General features: G+C 36.6%; 23 protein-coding genes. All 23 read left to right on the top strand.

Annotated features, from left to right (window positions below; translation table 11 throughout):
- The 23 genes from rplK to rplX all read left to right on the top strand — a co-directional run bounded on the left by rplK (position 1) and on the right by rplX (position 20,196).
- Entirely contained in the window at positions 1-426 is a 426-nt protein-coding gene (gene rplK / locus FHQ18_RS04815) for a 50S ribosomal protein L11 (RefSeq protein ID WP_149266040.1), read from the top strand.
- Between the two features lie 19 nt (positions 427-445).
- The gene (gene rplA, locus FHQ18_RS04810; RefSeq protein ID WP_149266039.1) at positions 446-1,147 is read left to right on the top strand and encodes a 50S ribosomal protein L1; all 702 of its coding nucleotides are present in this window, start codon (positions 446-448) and stop codon (positions 1,145-1,147) included.
- Positions 1,148-1,247: 100 nt separating this feature from the next.
- Positions 1,248-1,769, top strand: a complete 522-nt coding sequence (gene rplJ / locus FHQ18_RS04805; protein WP_149266038.1) for a 50S ribosomal protein L10 — start codon at positions 1,248-1,250, stop codon at positions 1,767-1,769.
- A gap of 14 nt (positions 1,770-1,783) precedes the next feature.
- Positions 1,784-2,170 (top strand): 50S ribosomal protein L7/L12, encoded by a 387-nt coding sequence (rplL, locus tag FHQ18_RS04800; protein ID WP_149266037.1) that lies wholly within the window; start codon positions 1,784-1,786, stop codon positions 2,168-2,170.
- A 78-nt stretch (positions 2,171-2,248) separates the two neighbouring features.
- Complete coding sequence (gene rpoB, locus FHQ18_RS04795; protein ID WP_149266036.1) at positions 2,249-6,199, top strand: DNA-directed RNA polymerase subunit beta; 3,951 nt, start codon at positions 2,249-2,251, stop codon at positions 6,197-6,199.
- 17 nt (positions 6,200-6,216) lie between these two features.
- Positions 6,217-10,278, top strand: a complete 4,062-nt coding sequence (rpoC, locus tag FHQ18_RS04790) for a DNA-directed RNA polymerase subunit beta' (protein ID WP_149266035.1) — start codon at positions 6,217-6,219, stop codon at positions 10,276-10,278.
- Positions 10,279-10,377: 99 nt separating this feature from the next.
- The gene (gene rpsL, locus FHQ18_RS04785) at positions 10,378-10,749 is read left to right on the top strand and encodes a 30S ribosomal protein S12 (protein WP_149266034.1); all 372 of its coding nucleotides are present in this window, start codon (positions 10,378-10,380) and stop codon (positions 10,747-10,749) included.
- A gap of 23 nt (positions 10,750-10,772) precedes the next feature.
- Positions 10,773-11,243 carry a 30S ribosomal protein S7 gene (rpsG, locus tag FHQ18_RS04780; RefSeq protein WP_149266033.1) on the top strand — a complete coding sequence of 157 codons (471 nt, stop codon included), beginning with the start codon at positions 10,773-10,775 and terminating at the stop codon, positions 11,241-11,243.
- Between the two features lie 15 nt (positions 11,244-11,258).
- Entirely contained in the window at positions 11,259-13,334 is a 2,076-nt protein-coding gene (gene fusA, locus FHQ18_RS04775; RefSeq protein ID WP_149266032.1) for an elongation factor G, read from the top strand.
- Positions 13,335-13,351: 17 nt separating this feature from the next.
- Entirely contained in the window at positions 13,352-14,542 is a 1,191-nt protein-coding gene (gene tuf, locus FHQ18_RS04770; protein ID WP_149266031.1) for an elongation factor Tu, read from the top strand.
- Positions 14,543-14,553: 11 nt separating this feature from the next.
- A complete protein-coding gene (gene rpsJ / locus FHQ18_RS04765; RefSeq protein ID WP_149266030.1) occupies positions 14,554-14,862 on the top strand; it encodes a 30S ribosomal protein S10 in 309 nt (102 codons plus the stop codon).
- A 15-nt stretch (positions 14,863-14,877) separates the two neighbouring features.
- Entirely contained in the window at positions 14,878-15,522 is a 645-nt protein-coding gene (gene rplC, locus FHQ18_RS04760; protein ID WP_149266029.1) for a 50S ribosomal protein L3, read from the top strand.
- Between the two features lie 9 nt (positions 15,523-15,531).
- Positions 15,532-16,161 carry a 50S ribosomal protein L4 gene (gene rplD, locus FHQ18_RS04755; RefSeq protein ID WP_149266028.1) on the top strand — a complete coding sequence of 210 codons (630 nt, stop codon included), beginning with the start codon at positions 15,532-15,534 and terminating at the stop codon, positions 16,159-16,161.
- Positions 16,154-16,435 (top strand): 50S ribosomal protein L23, encoded by a 282-nt coding sequence (gene rplW, locus FHQ18_RS04750; protein WP_149266027.1) that lies wholly within the window; start codon positions 16,154-16,156, stop codon positions 16,433-16,435. The genes rplD and rplW overlap by 8 nt, the downstream gene beginning before the upstream one ends.
- A gap of 12 nt (positions 16,436-16,447) precedes the next feature.
- The gene (gene rplB, locus FHQ18_RS04745) at positions 16,448-17,272 is read left to right on the top strand and encodes a 50S ribosomal protein L2 (protein ID WP_149266026.1); all 825 of its coding nucleotides are present in this window, start codon (positions 16,448-16,450) and stop codon (positions 17,270-17,272) included.
- A gap of 11 nt (positions 17,273-17,283) precedes the next feature.
- Positions 17,284-17,565 carry a 30S ribosomal protein S19 gene (gene rpsS, locus FHQ18_RS04740; protein ID WP_149266025.1) on the top strand — a complete coding sequence of 94 codons (282 nt, stop codon included), beginning with the start codon at positions 17,284-17,286 and terminating at the stop codon, positions 17,563-17,565.
- 11 nt (positions 17,566-17,576) lie between these two features.
- Positions 17,577-17,909 (top strand): 50S ribosomal protein L22, encoded by a 333-nt coding sequence (rplV, locus tag FHQ18_RS04735; protein WP_149266024.1) that lies wholly within the window; start codon positions 17,577-17,579, stop codon positions 17,907-17,909.
- Positions 17,910-17,922: 13 nt separating this feature from the next.
- Positions 17,923-18,597 carry a 30S ribosomal protein S3 gene (gene rpsC, locus FHQ18_RS04730; RefSeq protein ID WP_149266023.1) on the top strand — a complete coding sequence of 225 codons (675 nt, stop codon included), beginning with the start codon at positions 17,923-17,925 and terminating at the stop codon, positions 18,595-18,597.
- On the top strand, positions 18,584-19,009 hold the full coding sequence (gene rplP / locus FHQ18_RS04725) for a 50S ribosomal protein L16 (protein WP_149266022.1): 426 nt from the start codon (positions 18,584-18,586) through the stop codon (positions 19,007-19,009). Before rpsC ends, rplP begins: the two co-directional genes overlap by 14 nt.
- A complete protein-coding gene (rpmC, locus tag FHQ18_RS04720; RefSeq protein WP_149266021.1) occupies positions 19,009-19,215 on the top strand; it encodes a 50S ribosomal protein L29 in 207 nt (68 codons plus the stop codon). Before rplP ends, rpmC begins: the two co-directional genes overlap by 1 nt.
- A complete protein-coding gene (rpsQ, locus tag FHQ18_RS04715; RefSeq protein ID WP_149266020.1) occupies positions 19,205-19,474 on the top strand; it encodes a 30S ribosomal protein S17 in 270 nt (89 codons plus the stop codon). The genes rpmC and rpsQ overlap by 11 nt, the downstream gene beginning before the upstream one ends.
- A gap of 12 nt (positions 19,475-19,486) precedes the next feature.
- Complete coding sequence (gene rplN / locus FHQ18_RS04710) at positions 19,487-19,855, top strand: 50S ribosomal protein L14 (RefSeq protein ID WP_149266019.1); 369 nt, start codon at positions 19,487-19,489, stop codon at positions 19,853-19,855.
- 11 nt (positions 19,856-19,866) lie between these two features.
- Positions 19,867-20,196 carry a 50S ribosomal protein L24 gene (rplX, locus tag FHQ18_RS04705; RefSeq protein WP_149266018.1) on the top strand — a complete coding sequence of 110 codons (330 nt, stop codon included), beginning with the start codon at positions 19,867-19,869 and terminating at the stop codon, positions 20,194-20,196.
- The last annotated feature ends 14 nt before the right edge of the window (positions 20,197-20,210 follow it).

Genomic DNA, 20,210 nt, shown 5'->3' with positions numbered 1-20,210 from the left:
ATGGCAAAAAAAGTGTTAGGACAAATTAAGTTACAGATACCTGCAGGCAAAGCAAATCCATCACCACCTGTAGGTCCTGCTTTGGGTCAGCGTGGTGTTAATATTATGGAATTTTGTAAAGCATTTAATGCTGCTACTCAAAATATGGGTGATGTAACTGTTCCTGTTATTATCACCGTATATGAGGATAGAAGCTTTACCTTTATAACTAAAACACCACCTGTATCAGAGCTTATTAAAAAAGAGTTAAAAGTAGAAAAGGGTTCAAGTAACCCAAAAAGAGATAAGATTGGTAAGCTTACAAAGGAACAGCTCAGAAAAATTGCTGAGATTAAACTGCCTGACTTGAATACAAAAGATATTGAAAAGGCAATGAAAATTGTTGCAGGTTCTGCAAGAAGTATGGGTGTTGAAACTGAATTATAAAGTTAAGGAGTGAATAGATATGCCAAGAAGAGGTAAAAAATATTTAGAAGCATTGAAGCAGGTCGATAAAGATAAAGCATACGATCTGCGAGAGGCTATAGACCTCGCCAAAAAAATTGCTTTTGCAAATTTTGATGAAACTGTTGATGTGGCAGTAAAACTTGGGGTAGATCCTCGCCATGCTGATCAAATGGTGAGAGGATCTGTTAGTTTACCTCATGGCACAGGTAAGCAGGTAAAAGTGTTGGTTTTTGCCAAAGGTGAAAAGGCAAAAGAAGCGGAAGAAGCAGGAGCAGACTTTGTAGGTGATGAAGATCTTGCAAAGAAGATTCAGGAAGGCTGGCTTGATTTTGACAAAGCCGTAGCCACCCCAGATATGATGCCAGTGGTAGGTAAGTTGGGTAGAATTCTTGGTCCAAGGGGTTTGATGCCAAACCCAAAAATAGGAACTGTTACAAATAATGTAAAAGAAATTGTTCAGCAATTAAAAGCAGGTATGATTGAGTATCGTGTTGATAAAGCAGGTATTGTTCATGCACCTGTTGGTAAAAAAAGTTTTGACACTGAAAAGTTGTTGGAAAATATTATCACACTTATGGATTCTCTTATTAAAGCAAAACCTGCATCAGCTAAAGGGCAATATGTAAGAGGAATGTATATTTCTACTACAATGGGCCCTGGTATAAAAGTAGATCATCAAAAGGTAGTGAACGAGCTCTAAATATGAAAAAACTCTGGTTGAAGAAGCAGGTAGCGTATGCTGTAAATCCTGCGGAAACCGGTTTGTATAGATTCAGCCGGAGTTAATTAGGAGGCTAAAATTGAAAAAAAGTGACAAAATAGCACTTGTCAATGATTTAACTGAGAAGGTTTCTAAAGCAAATGCACTTTATTTAGCTAATTATAAAGGGCTTACTTATAATGAGCTTAATACTATAAGACAGGCCCTTAAAGTACAGGGAAACGACTTTAGAGTCGTTAAAAATAGACTTTTAAAGATTGCTTTAAAAAATAATAATATAGAAAATCTTGATGCTCTGCTGGTGGACCAAACAGCAGTAGCTATAATTTTTGATGAACCTACCACTGCGGCAAAAGAGTTTAAAAAATTTGATAAAGAGTTCAAAAGTTTCGAAATAAAGGGTGGCTATATTGACGGTCAGGCTTTAAGTAAAGAGGAAGTGATTGCTCTTGCTGATATTCCAAGCAGAGAAGAACTTCTTGCAAAAATGCTCGGAAGTATGTCTGCTCCAGCAAGAAACTTTGTATCGCTTCTTGCCAATATTCCAAGAAGCCTGCTTAATGTGCTTAATGCAATTAAAGAAAAAAAAGAAAATAATTAAATGGAGGCTCTGATATGTCTATTACAAAGGAACAAGTAATTGAATTTATTGAAAATATGTCTGTTTTGGAATTGGCTGAGTTTGTAAAAGAGCTTGAAGAGAAATTTGGTGTTTCTGCTGCAGCACCTGTTGCAATGGTTGCAGGTGTACCAGGTGCAGCTGGTGGTGCTGAAGCAGCTGCTGAAGAAAAGACAGAATTTGATGTAATTCTTCAAAGTGCTGGAGATAAGAAAGTGCAAGTTATCAAAGTTGTTAGAGAGATTACAGGTCTTGGTCTTAAAGAAGCTAAAGCTCTTGTTGATGGTGCACCAAAACCAGTTAAAGAAGGCGTTTCTAAAGAAGAAGCAGAGCAAATCAAAACTAAGCTTGAAGAAGCTGGCGCAACTGTTGAAATCAAGTAATAATACTTTCTTAAAAACTTTAGGGGGCGTAATGCCCCTTTTTTTATCAACAATAAACTGTTCCGGTAGGTGAAAAATATGGAAAATATCATTAAACCTATAGAGAGGTTTAATTTTTCAAAAATTAAAAAGGTTTTAGAAGTACCTGACCTTTTAGAAGTACAAAAAAAATCGTATGCTGAATTTTTACAGATGGATAAAGATCCTAGTGAGCGTGAAGATAAAGGACTTGAGGCTGTTTTTAAAGAGGTTTTCCCTATTACTGACTTTAATGAGATGTCTGTGCTTGAATATGTGAGTTATTCCATTGAGAGTCCAAAGTATACTCCTAGGGAAGCTTTAGATAGAAATACAACTTATGCTGCACCTTTAAAAGTTAGGGTAAGACTTGTTAATTATGATATAGATGAGAATACAGGTGAGAAATTCGTAGTTTCAGCAAAAGAATCTGATGTTTATTTGTGTGATATTCCTCTTATGACTGAAAGGGGAACATTTGTTATAAATGGAGTTGAAAGAGTAATTGTTAATCAATTACATAGGTCTCCTGGTATATTCTTTGAGGATACAACTGCAGATAAAAGTGTTGTTGAAAAACATTTATACAGTGCGAGAATAATTCCTTATAGAGGTTCATGGATAGATTTTGAATTTGATAATAAAGATGTAATGCATGTTAGAATTGATAAAAAGAGAAAGATTATTGTTACTACTCTGTTAAAGGCTCTAGGGTATACTGATAAAGATATTCTTGAAGCTTTTTATGAAACTGAAAAAGTATTTATTAATGATGAGGGGATGTTTATAGAATTTGACCCTGAGAAAGTGTTAGGGAGGAGATTCTCATTAGATATTAAAGATGAATTTGGCGAGATAATAGTTAAAGCAAATCACAAAATAACAAAAGCTGCAAGAAGAAGATTAGTGAATGCTGGGATTAAATTTATCCCAGTTACTTTTGATGACATTTCTGATACCTTTATTGCTGAAGATATTATAAATGAAGATGGTGAAATTATTGCAGAAGTAAACCAAAAGATAACAGAGGAGCTTCTGGATCAAATAAAAGCTGAAGGTATCAATGAATTCGAAACACTTTATATTGATAGAAGTACATATGACTCTGTAATTCGTGATATTCTTGAAATAGATAAAACTTCTAATAGAGAAGAGGCTCTTCTTGAAATTTATAAGAAAATGAGGCCCGGTGAGCCTGCATCCATAGAAACTGCTGAAGCATTTTTCGAGAATCTCTTCTTTAATCCGAAAAGGTATGATTTATCAAAAGTTGGAAGGCTCAAAATAAATAAAAGATTAGGTTTAGATTTACCTTTAGAGCATACGGTTTTAACGAAAGAAGATATTTTGGAAACTGTTAAAACTCTTGATAAGATCCGTAGAGGGCTCGATACGATAGATGATATCGATCATTTAGGACATAGAAGGGTTAGAGCTGTTGGAGAACAGTTGCAGAATTTTATCAGAATCGGTTTAACTAGAATGGAGAAAACTGTAAGAGAGAGGATGAGTATTCAGGATGTGGATGAACTTACTCCACAAGATCTTCTCAACGCAAAACCTCTCTCAGCTACCATAAAGGAATTTTTTGGAAGTTATCAGCTTTCTCAATTTATGGATCAAACAAACCCACTTAGTGAAATTACACATAAGAGAAGATTGTCTGCTTTGGGTCCTGGTGGTTTAAATAGAGAGAGAGCAGGGTTTGAAGTAAGGGACGTACATACATCACATTATGGTAGAATATGTCCAATTGAAACACCTGAAGGTCCAAACATTGGTCTCATCACTTCATTGACTACTTATGCAAGGGTTAATGAGTTTGGTTTTATAGAAACTCCATATAGAAAAGTTGTGGATGGAAAAGTTACTGATGAGGTTGTGTATCTATCTGCTATAGAAGAAGAGGAATATTATATTGCGCAAGCTAATGCCCCATTAAATGAAGATGGTACCTTTGTTAGGGAGTATGTAGCTGCAAGACATAAAGGTGAGTTTGTAACAGTACCTGCAAGTAGTATTCAGTATATGGACGTTGCCCCTATGCAGATTGTTTCTGTATCAAGTTCGCTTATACCATTCCTTGAACATGACGATGCGAACAGGGCATTGATGGGTTCTAACATGCAACGTCAAGCTGTTCCTCTCGTTAGGACAGATGCTCCAATAGTAGGTACTGGAATGGAAAGAAAAGTTGCCGTGGACTCTGGGGCTGTTGTTGTTGCTAAAAATGCTGGTATTGTGGAGTATGTTGACGCAAGAAAAATTGTTATACGATATGAGAAAGGTGATAATGATTTTGGAATAGATACATATGAACTTATTAAGTATAAAAGATCCAACCAGGATACATGTATAAATTACAAGCCTATAGTTAAGAAAGGTCAGTATGTTGATAAAGGACAAGTAATTGCTGATGGTCCAGCTACTGATAGAGGGGATTTAGCTTTAGGTAGAAACGTTGTTGTAGCGTTCATGCCTTGGATGGGTTACAACTATGAGGACTCTATTCTTGTCAATGAAAGACTTGTTAAAGAAGATGCATTTACATCAATTCATGTGGAAATTTTTGAGATAGAAGCAAGAGATACAAAGCTTGGACCTGAGGAAATTACACGAGACATACCAAATGTAAGTGATGAAGCTCTCAAAGATTTGGATGAAAGTGGTATCATCAGAATTGGTGCATATGTAAAAGAAGGTGATATACTTGTAGGTAAAGTAACACCAAAAGGCGAGTCACAGACTACTCCAGAAGAGAAGTTGTTGAGGGCAATTTTTGGGGAAAAAGCTGGTGATGTAAAAGATGCGTCATTGAGGGTGCCACCTGGTATAAGGGGTACTGTTATAGATGTGCAAGTATTGACAAGAAGAGGCGTTGAAAAGGATGAGAGAACAGAGTTAATAGAATCATCTGAGTATGAAGCAATTAAGAGAGATTACGAGCAAGAAGTTGCAATTATTGAGGAAGGAAGAAAACAAAAGATAATTAAGCTTCTTACAGGTAAAAAACTTATAGAAGATTTTGTGGGTGATGATATTACCCTAAAAGAAGGAACTATATTAACTGAAGATATTTTAAAAAGCCTTGATTATACATCACTGAGTATGCTCCCAATAGAGAATAAGGCGGAGTTTGATGAAAAGTTATCTCAGTTAAATTTAATTTACTTCGATAGAATCAAAAGGGCTGAAGAGAAATTTAAAGATAGGAAGAAGAAGATAGAAAAAGGTGATGAACTTCCTGCTGGTGTATTAAAGCAGGTGAGAGTATATGTGGCGATAAAAAGGAAACTAATGGTGGGCGACAAAATGGCTGGTCGCCATGGTAACAAGGGTGTTATTTCAAGAATACTGCCTGAAGAAGATATGCCATATCTTCCTGATGGTACTCCTGTTGACATAGTGCTTAACCCACTTGGTGTTCCATCTCGTATGAACGTTGGGCAGATACTTGAAACACATCTTGGTATAGCTGCAAAAGCATTGGGATTATACATAGCAACACCAGTTTTTGATGGTGCTAAAGAGAGTGATATAAAAGAGATGCTTAGAAAAGCTGGATTGCAAGAAGATGGACAAACAGTGCTTTATGATGGAAGAACTGGAGAACCATTTGATCAGGAAGTGACTGTAGGTGTAATGTATATGCTTAAACTTCACCATTTGGTTGAGACAAAAATACATGCGAGATCAACTGGTCCATACTCCCTCGTAACACAACAACCATTGGGTGGTAAAGCACAGTTTGGTGGTCAAAGGCTTGGTGAGATGGAGGTATGGGCACTTGAAGGTTATGGTGCTGCATACTTGTTACAAGAAATGTTAACAGTTAAATCTGATGATGTGGAAGGTAGAACTAAGGTTTATGAAGCTATAGTTAATGGTAATTATTCATATAAACCTGGTTTACCTGAATCATTTAATGTGCTTATAAAAGAATTACAGGGGCTTGCTCTTGATGTGGAACTAATTAAGAGTGAAGACCTTGAAAAAGAAAGTAATGAATAAGATTTGTGGAGGGCTAAGTGGCTGTTAAAAGAGTAAACCCTTTTGAAATTGAAAAAGGCCCTATAGAATTTGATGCTATTAGGGTAAGAATAGCATCACCTGAAAAAATCAGGAGTTGGTCTTCAGGTGAAGTTACAAAACCTGAGACCATTAATTATAGAACATTTAAACCAGAAAGAGACGGGCTATTTTGTGCGAAGATTTTTGGACCTGTTAAGGACTGGGAGTGTTTGTGCGGTAAATATAAAAGAATGAAACACAGAGGGATTGTTTGTGAAAAGTGTGGTGTAGAGGTTATTCAGTCAAAAGTAAGACGTGAGAGAATGGGGCATATTGAGCTTGCCACTCCTGTTGCTCATATTTGGTTTTTTAAAGGGTCTCCAAGTAGAATTGGGTCTATTCTTGATCTTAATATTAAAGATATTGAAAGGGTTCTCTATTTTGAATCTTACATTGTGATTGATCCTAAGAATACTACGCTGAAAGAAAAAGAAATTTTGAGTGAAGAGAGATATCGTAAACTGGTTGAGGAATATGGTCCAAACGCCTTTGTGGCTAAAATGGGCGCAGAAGCTATTAAGGAACTTCTAAAGAAAGTGGACTTAGATATCCTGATTATGGAGCTTAAAAAAGAGCTTCATGAAACAGGTAGTCAGCAGAAAAAGCTTAAGATTGCAAAAAGATTAAGGGTTATAGAAGGGTTCAGGAAAAGTGGAAATAAACCAGAATGGATGATTCTGGATGTAATTCCTGTAATTCCACCAGAATTGAGACCACTTGTTCCCCTAGATGGTGGTAGGTTTGCAACAAGTGATTTGAATGATCTTTATAGAAGAGTAATAAACAGAAATAATAGATTGAAGAAATTGATGGAGCTTAATGCTCCCGAGATAATTATCAGAAATGAAAAAAGGATGCTTCAAGAAGCAGTTGATGCTCTTTTTGATAATGGAAGAAGAGGAAGAGTAATCAGAGGTTCCAATAAGAGACCTCTTAAATCATTGAGTGATGTTATTAAAGGTAAGCAGGGAAGATTTAGACAAAACCTCCTTGGTAAAAGGGTGGATTACTCTGGTAGATCGGTTATTGTGGCTGGTCCACATTTGAAAATGCATCAGTGTGGTCTACCAAAAGTAATGGCGTTAGAACTATTTAAGCCATTCTTGTATTACAAACTAGAAAAAGAAAAAGGATATGCTGCTACCATTAAACAGGCTAAAAAAATGGTAGAAGAGCAACGTCCAGAAGTTTGGGATATTCTGGAAGAGGTTATTAGGGAACATCCTGTTCTGTTGAACCGTGCACCTACACTTCATAGACTTGGTATCCAAGCATTTGAGCCAGTGTTAGTGGAAGGTAAAGCTATTCAACTTCACCCTCTTGTTTGTCCAGCATTTAACGCTGACTTTGACGGTGACCAGATGGCTGTACACGTGCCACTTTCCATTGAGGCTCAAACTGAGGCAAGAGTGTTAATGCTCTCCTCATATAATATTCTTTCTCCTGCTCACGGACGTCCTCTTGCTGTGCCAACTCAAGATATGGTCCTTGGGTGTTATTATCTTACAAGAGGGTTAAAGAATGCGAAAGGGGAAGGAAAACTCTTTGCTTCTCCAGAAGAAGTATTGATTGCATATGACAATAATGCTGTCGATATACATGCAGAGATCAAAGTACGTATAGATGGAAAAATTTATGATACAACAGTTGGTAGAGTAATTTTCTATCAGATAGTGCCTAAAGGGATTGAGTTTGAAGCTGTAAATAAAGTGCTTGATAAAAAAGAGCTTACTAAGCTTGTAGAGTACTCATACAAAAAGCTTGGAAACTATGATACTGTTAGATTCCTTGATGTTTTGAAGGATCTTGGCTTTAAGTATGCGACAAAAGCAGGTTTCTCCATTTGTATTGATGACTTAATGATTCCAGCGGAGAGAGAAACACTTATTAAAGAGGCAATGGATAAAGTAAGAGAGATTGAAGAGCATTACAGGGAAGGTGCATTAACTGCAGGTGAGCGTTATAACCAGATTATCGACGTATGGTCATCAACCAACGATAAAGTTACAGAATATTTAATGAAAACCCTTGCATCTCAGGGTGGTGATAAATCTGCTGAAAACAAGCGTGATAAGTTTTATAATCCAGTGTATGTAATGGCACATTCTGGTGCTAGAGGTTCTAAAGCTCAGATTAGCCAGCTTGCTGGTATGAGAGGTCTGATGGCGAAACCATCAGGTGAAATTATTGAAACACCAATTACAGCTAGTTTTAGAGATGGATTGACAGTGTTACAATACTTCATTTCTACACACGGTGCGAGAAAAGGTCTTGCGGATACAGCATTGAAAACTGCTAATGCTGGTTATTTGACAAGAAGACTTGTAGATGTATCCCAAGATGTGATTGTTACAGAAGAAGATTGTGGAACAATTCGTGGTATTGAAATGACTGCTCTTATGGATGGAACAGAGGTTGTAGAATCACTTGGAGAGAGGATTTTTGGTAGATATACACTTGAGGATATATATGACCCAGTTACTGATGAACTAATTGTGGAAGCTGATCAATTAATTACTGAAGAAATAGTTGAAAAAATAGAGAAGGCAGGTATCGATAGAGTTAAAGTTCGCTCAGTGCTTACCTGCGAGTTGGAGTTTGGTGTTTGTAAAAAGTGTTACGGAATGGATCTTGCCACTCGAAGAGAGGTGGAAATTGGTGAAGCTGTGGGTATTATAGCTGCTCAGTCTATCGGTGAACCTGGTACACAGCTTACCATGAGGACCTTCCATATCGGTGGTGCTGCTTCTACAACAGCTGAACAGTCGACGCTAAATGCGAAATTTGGTGGTACAATTAAGTTTGAAGATGTGAGATATGTGAAAGATAGAAATGGAATTAATGTAGTATTAAACAGAAATGGTGTTCTTCATATTGTTGATAAAGATGGTAGATCTATTGAGAAATACAACATATCTTACGGAACGAGACTGCTTGTCAATGAAGGTGATACAGTAAAACAGGGTGATTTACTTGCAGAATGGGATCCTTTTGCAGCAGTTATTATGACAGAGTTTGAAGGACGAGTTGCTTTTGGTGATATTATTGAAGGGGAGACACTAAAAGAAGATATTGACCCAATTACTGGTTTGGCTCAAAAAGTTGTAATTTCAAATACAAAAGAAAAGAGACAGCCCAGAATTTCTATTAAAAACAAAGATAACAAGACAATACAGAGATACATCTTACCTGTTGGTGCAATGATTATGGTAGAAGAAGGGGAAGAGGTATATCCAGGTGATGTAATTGCTAAGATACCAAGAGAAACTCAGAAGACTAAAGACATTACAGTTGGTTTGCCAAGAGTGGCAGAGTTGTTTGAAGCTAGAAAACCAAAAGAACCTGCTATTATTTCTGAAATTGATGGTGTAGTTAAGATAGAAAGTGGCGCAAGAGGTATGAGAAAGATTATTGTAGAGAATGAGGAGACAGGAGATAAAAAAGTTTATAATGTTTCGATACAGAGATATATCAATGTTAGGGATGGAGATAGAGTAAAAGCTGGTGAAGCCCTTGTAGATGGTTTGGTAAATCCTCACGATATACTTGCTGTTCTTGGTGAGGAAGCATTACAGAAGTATCTTGTGAGTGAAATTCAAGAGGTTTACAGAAAACAAGGGGTAAATATAAATGATAAGCATATTGAAATTATTGTAAGACAGATGATGAGAAAGGTTATTATTGAAGATCCAGGTGATTCAGATTATATGCCTAATGAAGAAGTTTACAAACATGAGTTTAAAAAGTTACAAGAGGAATTATTAAGAGAAGGGTTAAGACCACCTCAAGGTAGACCAATACTACAGGGTATAACAAAAGCTGCATTGAATACAGAAAGTTTTATATCTGCTGCAAGTTTCCAGGAGACGACTAAAGTGCTTACAGATGCAGCTTCAAATGGAAAGATAGATTACTTGAGGGGCTTGAAAGAAAATGTTATTATGGGTAAATTGATACCTGCGGGAACAGGAGTGAAACATTTACGCAATAAAAAATTTAAGTTTAAAAAAGCAATTTAATAAAATTCTTGACATTGAAAAAAAGGGTTGATAATATCTAACGCTCATTTTATGGGGTTAGAAATATAGTTATGTTTATGATAAATTTGGAGGTGTTAAGTGCCAACTCTGAACCAGTTAGTTAGGAAAGGTAGAAAGAAAGTTGTAAAGAAAACAAAGTCGCCTGCGTTGCAAGGGAATCCTCAGAAAAGAGGTGTTTGTGTTAGGGTGTACACTACTACCCCGAAAAAACCAAACTCAGCTTTGAGGAAAGTGGCGAGAGTAAGGTTGACAAATGGAGTGGAAGTGACTGCATATATCCCAGGTATCGGTCACAACTTACAGGAACACTCTGTTGTGCTTATTAGGGGTGGAAGGGTAAAAGACCTTCCAGGTATACGTTATAAGATAATTAGAGGTGCTCTTGACGCGGCAGGAGTTGCTGATAGGAAGCAAAGTAGATCAAAATATGGCGCTAAAAAGCCAAAGTAAAATAATGTAAGAAGGGTGTAGCTATGGCAAGAAGAAGAGTTGCTAAAAAAAGAGATGTTCTTCCTGATCCAGTATATAATGAAGTGCTGGTTACAAAGTTTATCAATAATTTGATGTATGATGGTAAAAAGACTCTCGCTGAAAAGATTTTTTATAGTGCAATGGATTTAATTAAAGAGCGTAAGGGTGAAGAAGGTATAGAAGTTTTTAAGAAAGCAATTGAGAATGTAAAACCAATTCTTGAAGTTAAATCAAGAAGAGTTGGTGGTGCTACTTATCAGGTGCCTATTGAAGTGAGACCTGATAGACAAGTTTCCCTTGCAATAAAATGGATTATAAAAGCTGCTAGAGAGCGTAGAGAAAGAACTATGGTTGAAAGATTAGCTAATGAGCTTATGGATGCATATGAAAATAAAGGAGCAGCTATTAAGAAAAGAGAAGATACCCATAGGATGGCAGAAGCTAATAAAGCCTTTGCTCATTTTAGGTGGTAATTAGGAGGAACAAACGTGGCAAGGAAGTATCCATTAGAGAAACAAAGAAATATAGGTATTATGGCTCATATTGATGCTGGTAAGACTACAACTACTGAGCGAATATTGTATTATACTGGTGTGAGCTATAAAATTGGTGAAGTTCATGAAGGTACAGCGACAATGGACTGGATGGAGCAGGAGAAGGAAAGAGGGATTACTATTACATCTGCTACCACCCAGTGTTTTTGGAATGGATATAGAATAAATATTATCGATACACCAGGACACGTGGATTTTACAATTGAGGTTGAAAGATCTTTGAAAGTGCTTGATGGTGCTGTTGCTGTTTTTTGTGCTGTTGGTGGAGTTGAACCACAGTCAGAAACAGTTTGGAGACAGGCTGATAAGTATAGAGTTCCAAGAATCGCTTTTGTGAATAAAATGGATAGAGTAGGTGCTGACTTTTTTAACGTTATTCAGATGATGATTGATAGATTGGGTACAAAACCTGTAGCTATTCAGTTGCCTATTGGTTCAGAAGATTCTTTTGTTGGAGTAATTGACCTTGTTAAAATGAAGGCAATTATGTGGACAGGCGATGAGCTTGGGGCTAAGTATGATGTGGTGGATATTCCAGAAGAATATATAGATCAGGCAAATGAATATAGAGAAAAGCTTATTGAAACTATATGTGAAGTTGATGATGAGTTGATGGAGAAGTATTTTGAAGGTGAAGAGATTACTGAGGAAGAGATTGTTGCAGCTTTAAGAAAAGGGACAATTAATATAGATTTTACACCTGTATTATGTGGTTCAGCATTCAAAAATAAAGGTGTTCAGCCTCTTCTTGATGCAGTAGTTGCTTATTTACCATCACCTCTTGATATTCCTCCTATTAAAGGTATTAATCCAAAAACAGGTGAGGAAGTTGAAAGAAAAACCTCAGATGATGAACCTTTTGCAGCACTAGCATTTAAAATACTAACTGATCCGTATATGGGGCAGTTGACATATTTTAGAGTGTATTCTGGACGTTTAGAGGCTGGAAGTTATGTTTTAAATGCTACAAAGGATAAAAAAGAGCGTGTTGGTAGATTGCTCAAGATGCACGCTAATAAGAGGGAAGAGATAAAAGAGATTTTTGCAGGGGATATTTGTGCAACAGTTGGCTTAAAATATACTACAACAGGTGATACTCTCTGTGATGAAAATAATCCAGTAGTTCTTGAGTCTATAGAGTTTCCAGAGCCTGTGATATCTCTTGCTATTGAACCTAAAACAAAAGCAGATCAAGATAAACTTTCAAATGCATTGAACAAACTTGCTATGGAAGACCCATCTTTTAAGGTAACAGTTGATGAGGAAACAGGTCAGACAATAATTGCTGGGATGGGTGAACTACATCTTGAGATTATTGTTGACAGATTAAAGAGAGAATTTAAAGTAGATGCTAATATTGGTAAGCCACAAGTTGCATTTAGAGAGACTATAAGAAAGCCTGTAAAAATTGAAGGTAAGTATATTAAACAAACAGGTGGTCGTGGTCAGTATGGTCACGTGTGGCTTGAGATTGAACCTATTGAGCCAGGTAGCGGATTTGAATTTGTAAATAAAATTGTAGGTGGTGCAATACCTAAGGAATATATCCCTGCAGTTGAAAAGGGTGTTTTAGAAGCAATGGAAACAGGTATTCTTGCAGGATATCCTGTAGTTGATGTTAAAGTAACACTTTTTGATGGTTCATATCACGAAGTGGATTCATCAGAAATGGCTTTTAAAATTGCTGCTTCAATGGCTTTTAAAGATGGTGCTAAGAAAGCCGATCCTGTATTGCTTGAGCCTATTATGAAAGTAGAAGTTGTTGTTCCTGAAGAGTATACCGGTGATGTAATGGGTGATCTTAACTCAAGACGTGGACGTGTAGAAGGTATGGAAATAAGAGGAAATGCTCAGGTGATTAGATGTTTTGTTCCACTTAAGGAAATGTTTGGTTACGCTACAGTATTGAGATCTCTGACACAGGGTAGAGGAACATACACAATGATGTTTGACCATTATGAAGAAGTTCCAGCTAATATTGCTGATGAAATAATTAAGTCTAGGACATAGAAATATAGGAGGAAAAAATGGCAAAGGCAAAATTTGAGAGGAAAAAACCTCACGTAAACGTAGGTACAATAGGTCACGTAGACCATGGTAAGACGACATTGACAGCAGCGATTACAAGAGTGTTGTCTACTAAAGGTTTTGCAGAGTTTACAGATTATGATAATATTGATAAGGCTCCAGAGGAGAGAGAAAGAGGTATTACAATTGCGACAGCTCACGTAGAGTATGAGAGTGAGACAAGACACTATGCACACGTAGACTGTCCTGGTCACGCTGACTACGTAAAAAACATGATTACTGGTGCTGCACAGATGGATGGTGCTATCTTGGTAGTGAGTGCAGCAGATGGTCCAATGCCTCAGACAAGAGAACATATTCTTTTGGCTAGACAGGTAGGTGTTCCATATATTGTAGTATTTATGAACAAAGTAGATATGGTAGATGATGAGGAATTGCTTGAGTTAGTAGAGCTTGAGGTTAGAGATTTACTTAGCACTTATGAGTTCCCAGGTGATGAAGTGCCAGTAATTAAAGGTAGTGCATTGAAAGCGTTGGAGAATCCAGAAGATGAGAAGTGGTCACAGCCTATCTGGGATTTAATAAAAGCTATGGATGAGTATATTCCATTGCCAGAGAGAGATATAGATAAGCCATTCTTGATGCCAATAGAGGACGTATTTAGTATTTCAGGTAGGGGTACAGTTGTAACAGGTAGAGTAGAGAGAGGTAAAGTTAAAGTAGGAGACGAAGTAGAGATCGTAGGATTGAGAGAGACTCAGAAGACAGTAGTTACTGGTGTAGAGATGTTCCGTAAGATTTTGGATGAGGGTGTAGCTGGAGATAACATTGGTGTGTTATTGAGAGGTATTAAGAAGGATGAGGTTGAGCGTGGTCAGGTATTGGCTGAGCCAGGTAGTATAACACCACACAGGAAGTTTAAGTGTGAGGCGTATATATTGACTAAGGAAGAAGGTGGACGTCATACCCCATTTTTCAGTGGATACAGACCACAGTTCTACTTTAGGACAACAGACGTTACAGGTGTGATTACATTGCCAGAGGGCGTAGAGATGGTAATGCCAGGGGACAACATCAGCTGTGAGGTAGAGTTGATCCAGCCAATCGCGATGGAGCAAGGGTTGAGATTTGCTATTCGTGAAGGTGGTAGGACAGTAGGTGCTGGTGTTGTTACTGAAATTATTGAATAGAGGTTAAAGGAATGGAAAATCAAAAGATCCGTATAAAATTAAAATCATTTGATAGCAGGATCATTGACAAAGCAGTAAAAGATATTGTAAATACAGCAAAGAGGACCGGCGCGCGTGTTGTCGGTCCTGTACCTTTGCCAACTAAAAAGGAGATTTTTACAGTTATTAGATCTCCTCATGTTAATAAGAGGTCTAGAGAGCAGTTTGAATTAAGGACGCATAAAAGACTTATAGATATTTATGAGTTTAATCCACAAACAATTGATGCATTAATGAAGTTAGAGTTATCAGCTGGTGTGGATGTGGAAATAAAATTATAAAAGGTAGGGCAGGATATGTTGAACGGATTGTTAGGTAAAAAAATTGGGATGACCCAAATTTTTACTTCGGAAGGTACAGTAATTCCTGTAACAGTGTTGCAATTAGGTCCTTGCGTTGTAGTACAGAAAAAAACAAAAGAGAAAGATGGTTACAATGCCCTGCAGTTAGGTTTTGAAAAGCTTGTTAAAATTAAAAAAGTTAACAAGCCTATGCTTGGCCATTTTAAAAAACATAATGTTGAGCCATTGAAATATTTAAAAGAAGTAAAAGTAGATAACCCTGATGAATATAGTGAAGGTCAGGAAGTCACTGTGGAAATATTTAAAGAAGGTGACTTTGTGGATGTTCAGGGAATCTCTAAAGGTAAGGGGTTCCAAGGGGTTATTAAAAGGCATGGATTTGCAGGTGGACCTGCTTCACATGGTTCAAAATTTCACAGGGCACCTGGTTCTATCGGGATGTGTGAATTTCCTGGTGAGACTCCTAAAGGGAGAAAGATGCCAGGTAGAATGGGTGGTGACAAAGTCACAGTTATGAATTTAGAGGTAGTAAAAGTTATACCTGATAAAAATCTTGTGTTGGTTAAAGGTGCTGTTCCTGGACATAACAATAGTGTTGTGTTTGTAAGAAAAGCAATTAAAGCAAGGAAGAGAGCGTAAGAGGTTGCCATGGCTGTGTTAGAAGTGTTAAATCAAGAAAATAAAAAAGTGAAAGATATTGAAGTGAGTGATGAAATATTAAACTATCCTGTGAAACCATGGTTGATGCACGAAGTAGTAGTAATGCAGCTTGCATGCCGTCGTGCAGGAACACATTCTACAAAAACACGCGGCGAAGTAAGTGGTGGTGGTAGAAAACCATGGAGACAAAAAGGGACAGGTAGAGCAAGGGTTGGTTCAATTAGATCACCACTTTGGGTTGGTGGTGGAACAATTTTTGGACCTAAGCCAAGAGATTATTCTTATAAGATGCCTAAGAAAAAGGTAAAGAATGCTTTAAAATCAGCATTAAGGGCCAAGCTTAATGATGGGGCATTGAAAATTATTGATAGTTTAACTGTAGAAAATGGGAAAACCAAAGAAGCAGTAGCTATTTTGAATAATTTTAATGCAGATAGGAAAGTACTGATTGTTTACAATGAAGTAGATGAAAAAGTAATTAGGGCATTCAGGAATTTGCCTTATGTAAAGTTATTAAATGTAAAAGGGCTAAATGTATATGATGTAATCAACGCAAGGACAATATTGATGCTAGAGGATTGCCTTCCAAGGATTACGGAGGTCTTAGCAAATGCTTAGTATTTACGATATTATTAAAAAACCTATAGTTACAGAAAAAGCGATTGATCTTAAGGAAAAGTATAATCAAGTTGTATTTGCAGTGGATAGAAGAGCTAACAAATATCAGGTAAAAGAGGCTGTTGAGAAACTCTTTAATGTAAAAGTTAAAGATGTAAGGTGTATGAATTACAAAGGGAAAAAGAAAAGATTTGGGCTTATAATGGGTAGAAGAAAAGATTGGAAAAAAGCTATAGTTGTATTGGAAAAAGATCAAAAATTAGAGTTTGTGTAAGAGAGGCTAAGGATGGGTATTAAGACATATAAACCAACATCTCCAGGTATGAGATTTAGGACTGGTTCAGATTTTGCAGAAATTACAAAAACTGAACCAGAAAAATCTCTTGTTGTACCACTTAAGAAAAAATCTGGAAGAAATAATTATGGAAGAATTACTGTAAGACATAAAGGTGGTGGTCATAAGAGACTTTATAGAATTATCGATTTTAAGAGAGATAAGGATGGCATTCCTGCAACTGTTAAGTCTATTGAATATGACCCAAATAGAAGTGCAAGGATTGCTCTCCTTGCATATTCTGATGGTGAAAAAAGGTATATTATAGCACCATTGGGCATTAAAGTTGGTGATACAATTTTAAGCGGTCAGGGTGCTGATATTAAGCCAGGTAATGCGTTAAAATTGAAAGATATACCTGTTGGTACAGTTATTCATAATATTGAGATGAGACCTGGTAAAGGTGGACAGCTTGCTAGGTCAGCTGGTACATATGCTCAGCTTTTATCAAAGGAAGGTAAGTACTGCCACGTAAGATTACCTTCTGGTGAAATCAGATTAATATTAGCTGAATGTAAAGCTACTATTGGTCAGGTATCTAACCCTGATCATGAAAATATTAAAATTGGTAAAGCTGGTAGGAGTAGATGGCTTGGTATTAGACCTACTGTTAGGGGTACAGCAATGAACCCAATTGATCACCCACATGGTGGTGGTGAAGGTAGGTCAAAAGGTGGTCGCCATCCTGTAACTCCTTGGGGTAAACCTACTAAAGGTTATAAGACACGTAAGAAAAATAAACCTTCGGATAAATATATTGTATCCAGGCGTAAATAAAGGAGGAAAGTGTGCCTAGGTCATCTAAGAAAGGACCCTTTGTTGATGAGCATTTGTTAAAAAAGGTATTAAAAGCTAAGGAAACTGGTGATAAAAAAGTTATTAAGACATGGTCTAGAAGAAGTACAATCATTCCTGAGATGGTTGGATTGACCTTTGCAGTGCATAATGGTAGAAAGTTTGTTCCTGTGTATGTAACTGAGAATATGGTTGGGCATAAGTTAGGTGAATTTTCTTTTACCCGTACTTTCAAAGGTCATAAGAAAGAAGATAAAAAAGTTAAGGGCAGATAGAGAGGATTCCGATGGTAGCTAAAGCAGTAGGAAAATATTTTAGGATATCACCAAGAAAGGCGAGGCCAGTTGCTGATTTGGTAAGAGGTAAAAATGTTGATGAAGCTATGGCAATTTTGAAATTTACAAATAAAAAAGCAGCAGGTATGATTGCTAAAGTTTTAAAATCAGCAATGGCTAACGCAGAAGAGAATCATGGCGTTAAAGATGTTTCTAAATTGTATATTAAAGAAATTAGAATTGATGGTGGTCCAACATGGAAAAGATATATGCCTAGAGCCTACGGTAGAGCCACATTAATAAGAAAAAGGACCAGCCATATAACAATTGTTCTGGCAGAATAGGTGGAGGTGAATAGTGGGTCAGAAGGTTCATCCTATAGGATTTAGATTAGGGATAAATAAAGATTGGAAGTCAGTATGGTTTTACGGTAAAAAAGAATACCGTGAAAAGTTGATGGAAGATCTTAAAATTAGAAAATTTTTAAAGGAAAGATTAAAGCAGGCTGGTCTATCTAGCATTATTGTAGAAAGAATGGGCTCTAAATTAAGAATTATTTTGAATACAAGTAGGCCTGGTATTGTTATTGGGAAAAAAGGTGCAGAGATAGAGAATTTAAAGAAAGAATTAAAGAAATTGACTGAAAACGATGTTACTGTTGTTATTAGAGAGGTTAAAAAGCCTGAAATTGATGCACAGCTAGTTGCTGAAAATGTTGCTATGCAGATTGAGAGAAGGGTTGCTTTTAGAAGAGCAATGAAGAAAGCTGTGTTGCAAGCATTAAAAGGTGGAGCTCAAGGGATTAAAATAGCATGCTCAGGAAGACTTGCTGGTGCTGAAATGGCAAGGACTGAATGGTATATTAGAGGTAGAGTGCCTCTTCAGACAATTAGAGCAGATATAGATTATGGTTTTGCTGAAGCGTTGACAACATATGGAATTATTGGCGTAAAAGTATGGATATTTAAAGGTGAAATTGTTGAAAAAAAAGAGAAATTAGCAGCGGGAGTAGATAGCGATGTTAATGCCTAAGAGATTAAAATATAGGAAGGTTTTCAAAGGCAGAATAAAAGGGAAAGCCACTAAAGGGAATAAAGTAGAATTTGGTGAATACGGCTTGCAGGCTATGTCAAAAGGGAAAATTACAAGTAGGCAAATTGAAGCTGCGAGGATTGCCATTACTCGTTATGTTAAGCGTGGAGGAAAGGTTATTATTAGAATTTTTCCTCACAAGCCTATAACAAAGAAGCCTGCTGAAACAAGGATGGGTAAAGGTAAAGGTGCTGTGGAATATTATGTAGCACCAGTAAAAGAAGGTACAATGCTTTATGAAATTTCTGGTGTTACTGAAGCACAAGCTCGTGAAGCTTTCAGACTCGCCTCACATAAATTGCCTGTTAAATGTAAATTTGTTAAAAAGTCTGATTTTGAGGAGGTTGAGTAATGAAAGCTTCTGAATTGAGAAAATTGAGTATAGATGAGCTCAGGAAAAAAGAGAGAGAGCTCAAAGAAAATCTCTTCAGATTAAAGTTTAAACTTGCTACAGGTGATTTAGAAAACACAGCACAAATTAGGGAAACCAGAAGAGATATAGCAAGAATTAAAACAATTTTGAGAGAATATGAATTAGAGGGGCAATATGGAAAGTAGGAAAAGAAGGAAGATTAGAAGGGGTGTAGTTGTCAGTGACAGAATGGATAAATCTGTTGTTGTAAAAGTAGAAACATTAAAGTTGCACCCAAAATATCATAAGTTTATTAGAAGAAGTAAAAAGTTTATGGCACATGACGAGAATAATGAGTGCAGAATTGGTGATATTGTTGAGATTATAGAGACTAGACCTCTCAGTAAGAGAAAAAGATGGCGTGTCAGTAAAATAATTGAAAGACCCGCCAGTTTAAATGATTAATGGGAGTAGCTTATGATACAGATGCAGACAAGATTAAAAGTTGCTGACAACTCAGGTGCTAAAGAAATTATGTGTATTAAAGTATTAGGTGGTAGTAAGAAAAAATATGCCACTGTTGGTGATGTTATAGTGGCAAGTGTTAAATCTACCATACCTGATAGTAATATTAAGAAAGGATCTGTGGTTAAAGCTGTAGTTGTGAGAACAACTAAGGAAAGAAGACGTCCCGATGGTACATATATTAAATTTGATGAAAATGCTGCAGTTCTGCTTAATAAAAACTTAGAGCCTATTGGGACAAGGGTTTTTGGACCTGTAGCTAGAGAGCTTAGATCTAAAGGGTTTTTAAGAATAGTTTCAATGGCGCCTGAAGTTCTTTAGGAGGAAATTAGATGGCTGTTAAGTATAAATTGAAAAAAGATGACGAAGTTGTTGTTATTGCAGGCAAAGATAAAGGTAAGACTGGTAAGATATTAAAAGTAGATAGGAAAAAAGGAAAAGTAATTGTTGAAAATGTAAATGTTGTAAAAAGACATATGAAACCAAACCCACTGAATCCTGATGGTGGGATTATAGAGAAAGAAATGCCTGTAGATATTTCAAATGTTATGTACTTTTGTAAAAAGTGCGATAAAGGTGTTAGATTAGGTTATAAGCTTTTAGATGATGGTAAAAAGCAAAGATTTTGCAAAAGCTGTGGCGAGATTGTAGATAAAGATTAATGGTGGAGCGGTGA

The sequence above is a fragment of the Deferribacter autotrophicus genome (assembly GCF_008362905.1).
Classification (GTDB): Bacteria; Chrysiogenota; Deferribacteres; order Deferribacterales; family Deferribacteraceae; genus Deferribacter; species Deferribacter autotrophicus.
The sequence above is the reverse complement of the archived record's forward strand: the minus strand, read 5'-3'. Positions and strand labels throughout refer to the sequence as shown.

Excerpts from the sequence above, each read along its gene's own strand:
- rplL (WP_149266037.1), top strand. The coding sequence starts at position 1,784 with ATGTCTATTACAAAGGAACAAGTAATTGAATTTATTGAAAATATGTCT.
- rplN (WP_149266019.1), top strand. The coding sequence starts at position 19,487 with ATGATACAGATGCAGACAAGATTAAAAGTTGCTGACAACTCAGGTGCT.
- rplV (WP_149266024.1), top strand. The coding sequence starts at position 17,577 with ATGGTAGCTAAAGCAGTAGGAAAATATTTTAGGATATCACCAAGAAAG.
- rplB (WP_149266026.1), top strand. The coding sequence starts at position 16,448 with ATGGGTATTAAGACATATAAACCAACATCTCCAGGTATGAGATTTAGG.
- rplD (WP_149266028.1), top strand. The coding sequence starts at position 15,532 with ATGGCTGTGTTAGAAGTGTTAAATCAAGAAAATAAAAAAGTGAAAGAT.
- rpsQ (WP_149266020.1), top strand. The coding sequence starts at position 19,205 with ATGGAAAGTAGGAAAAGAAGGAAGATTAGAAGGGGTGTAGTTGTCAGT.
- rplW (WP_149266027.1), top strand. The coding sequence starts at position 16,154 with ATGCTTAGTATTTACGATATTATTAAAAAACCTATAGTTACAGAAAAA.
- rpoB (WP_149266036.1), top strand. The coding sequence starts at position 2,249 with ATGGAAAATATCATTAAACCTATAGAGAGGTTTAATTTTTCAAAAATT.
- rplC (WP_149266029.1), top strand. The coding sequence starts at position 14,878 with ATGTTGAACGGATTGTTAGGTAAAAAAATTGGGATGACCCAAATTTTT.
- rpsG (WP_149266033.1), top strand. The coding sequence starts at position 10,773 with ATGGCAAGAAGAAGAGTTGCTAAAAAAAGAGATGTTCTTCCTGATCCA.
- rplX (WP_149266018.1), top strand. The coding sequence starts at position 19,867 with ATGGCTGTTAAGTATAAATTGAAAAAAGATGACGAAGTTGTTGTTATT.
- rpmC (WP_149266021.1), top strand. The coding sequence starts at position 19,009 with ATGAAAGCTTCTGAATTGAGAAAATTGAGTATAGATGAGCTCAGGAAA.
- rplK (WP_149266040.1), top strand. The coding sequence starts at position 1 with ATGGCAAAAAAAGTGTTAGGACAAATTAAGTTACAGATACCTGCAGGC.
- rplP (WP_149266022.1), top strand. The coding sequence starts at position 18,584 with ATGTTAATGCCTAAGAGATTAAAATATAGGAAGGTTTTCAAAGGCAGA.
- rpsJ (WP_149266030.1), top strand. The coding sequence starts at position 14,554 with ATGGAAAATCAAAAGATCCGTATAAAATTAAAATCATTTGATAGCAGG.
- rplA (WP_149266039.1), top strand. The coding sequence starts at position 446 with ATGCCAAGAAGAGGTAAAAAATATTTAGAAGCATTGAAGCAGGTCGAT.
- tuf (WP_149266031.1), top strand. The coding sequence starts at position 13,352 with ATGGCAAAGGCAAAATTTGAGAGGAAAAAACCTCACGTAAACGTAGGT.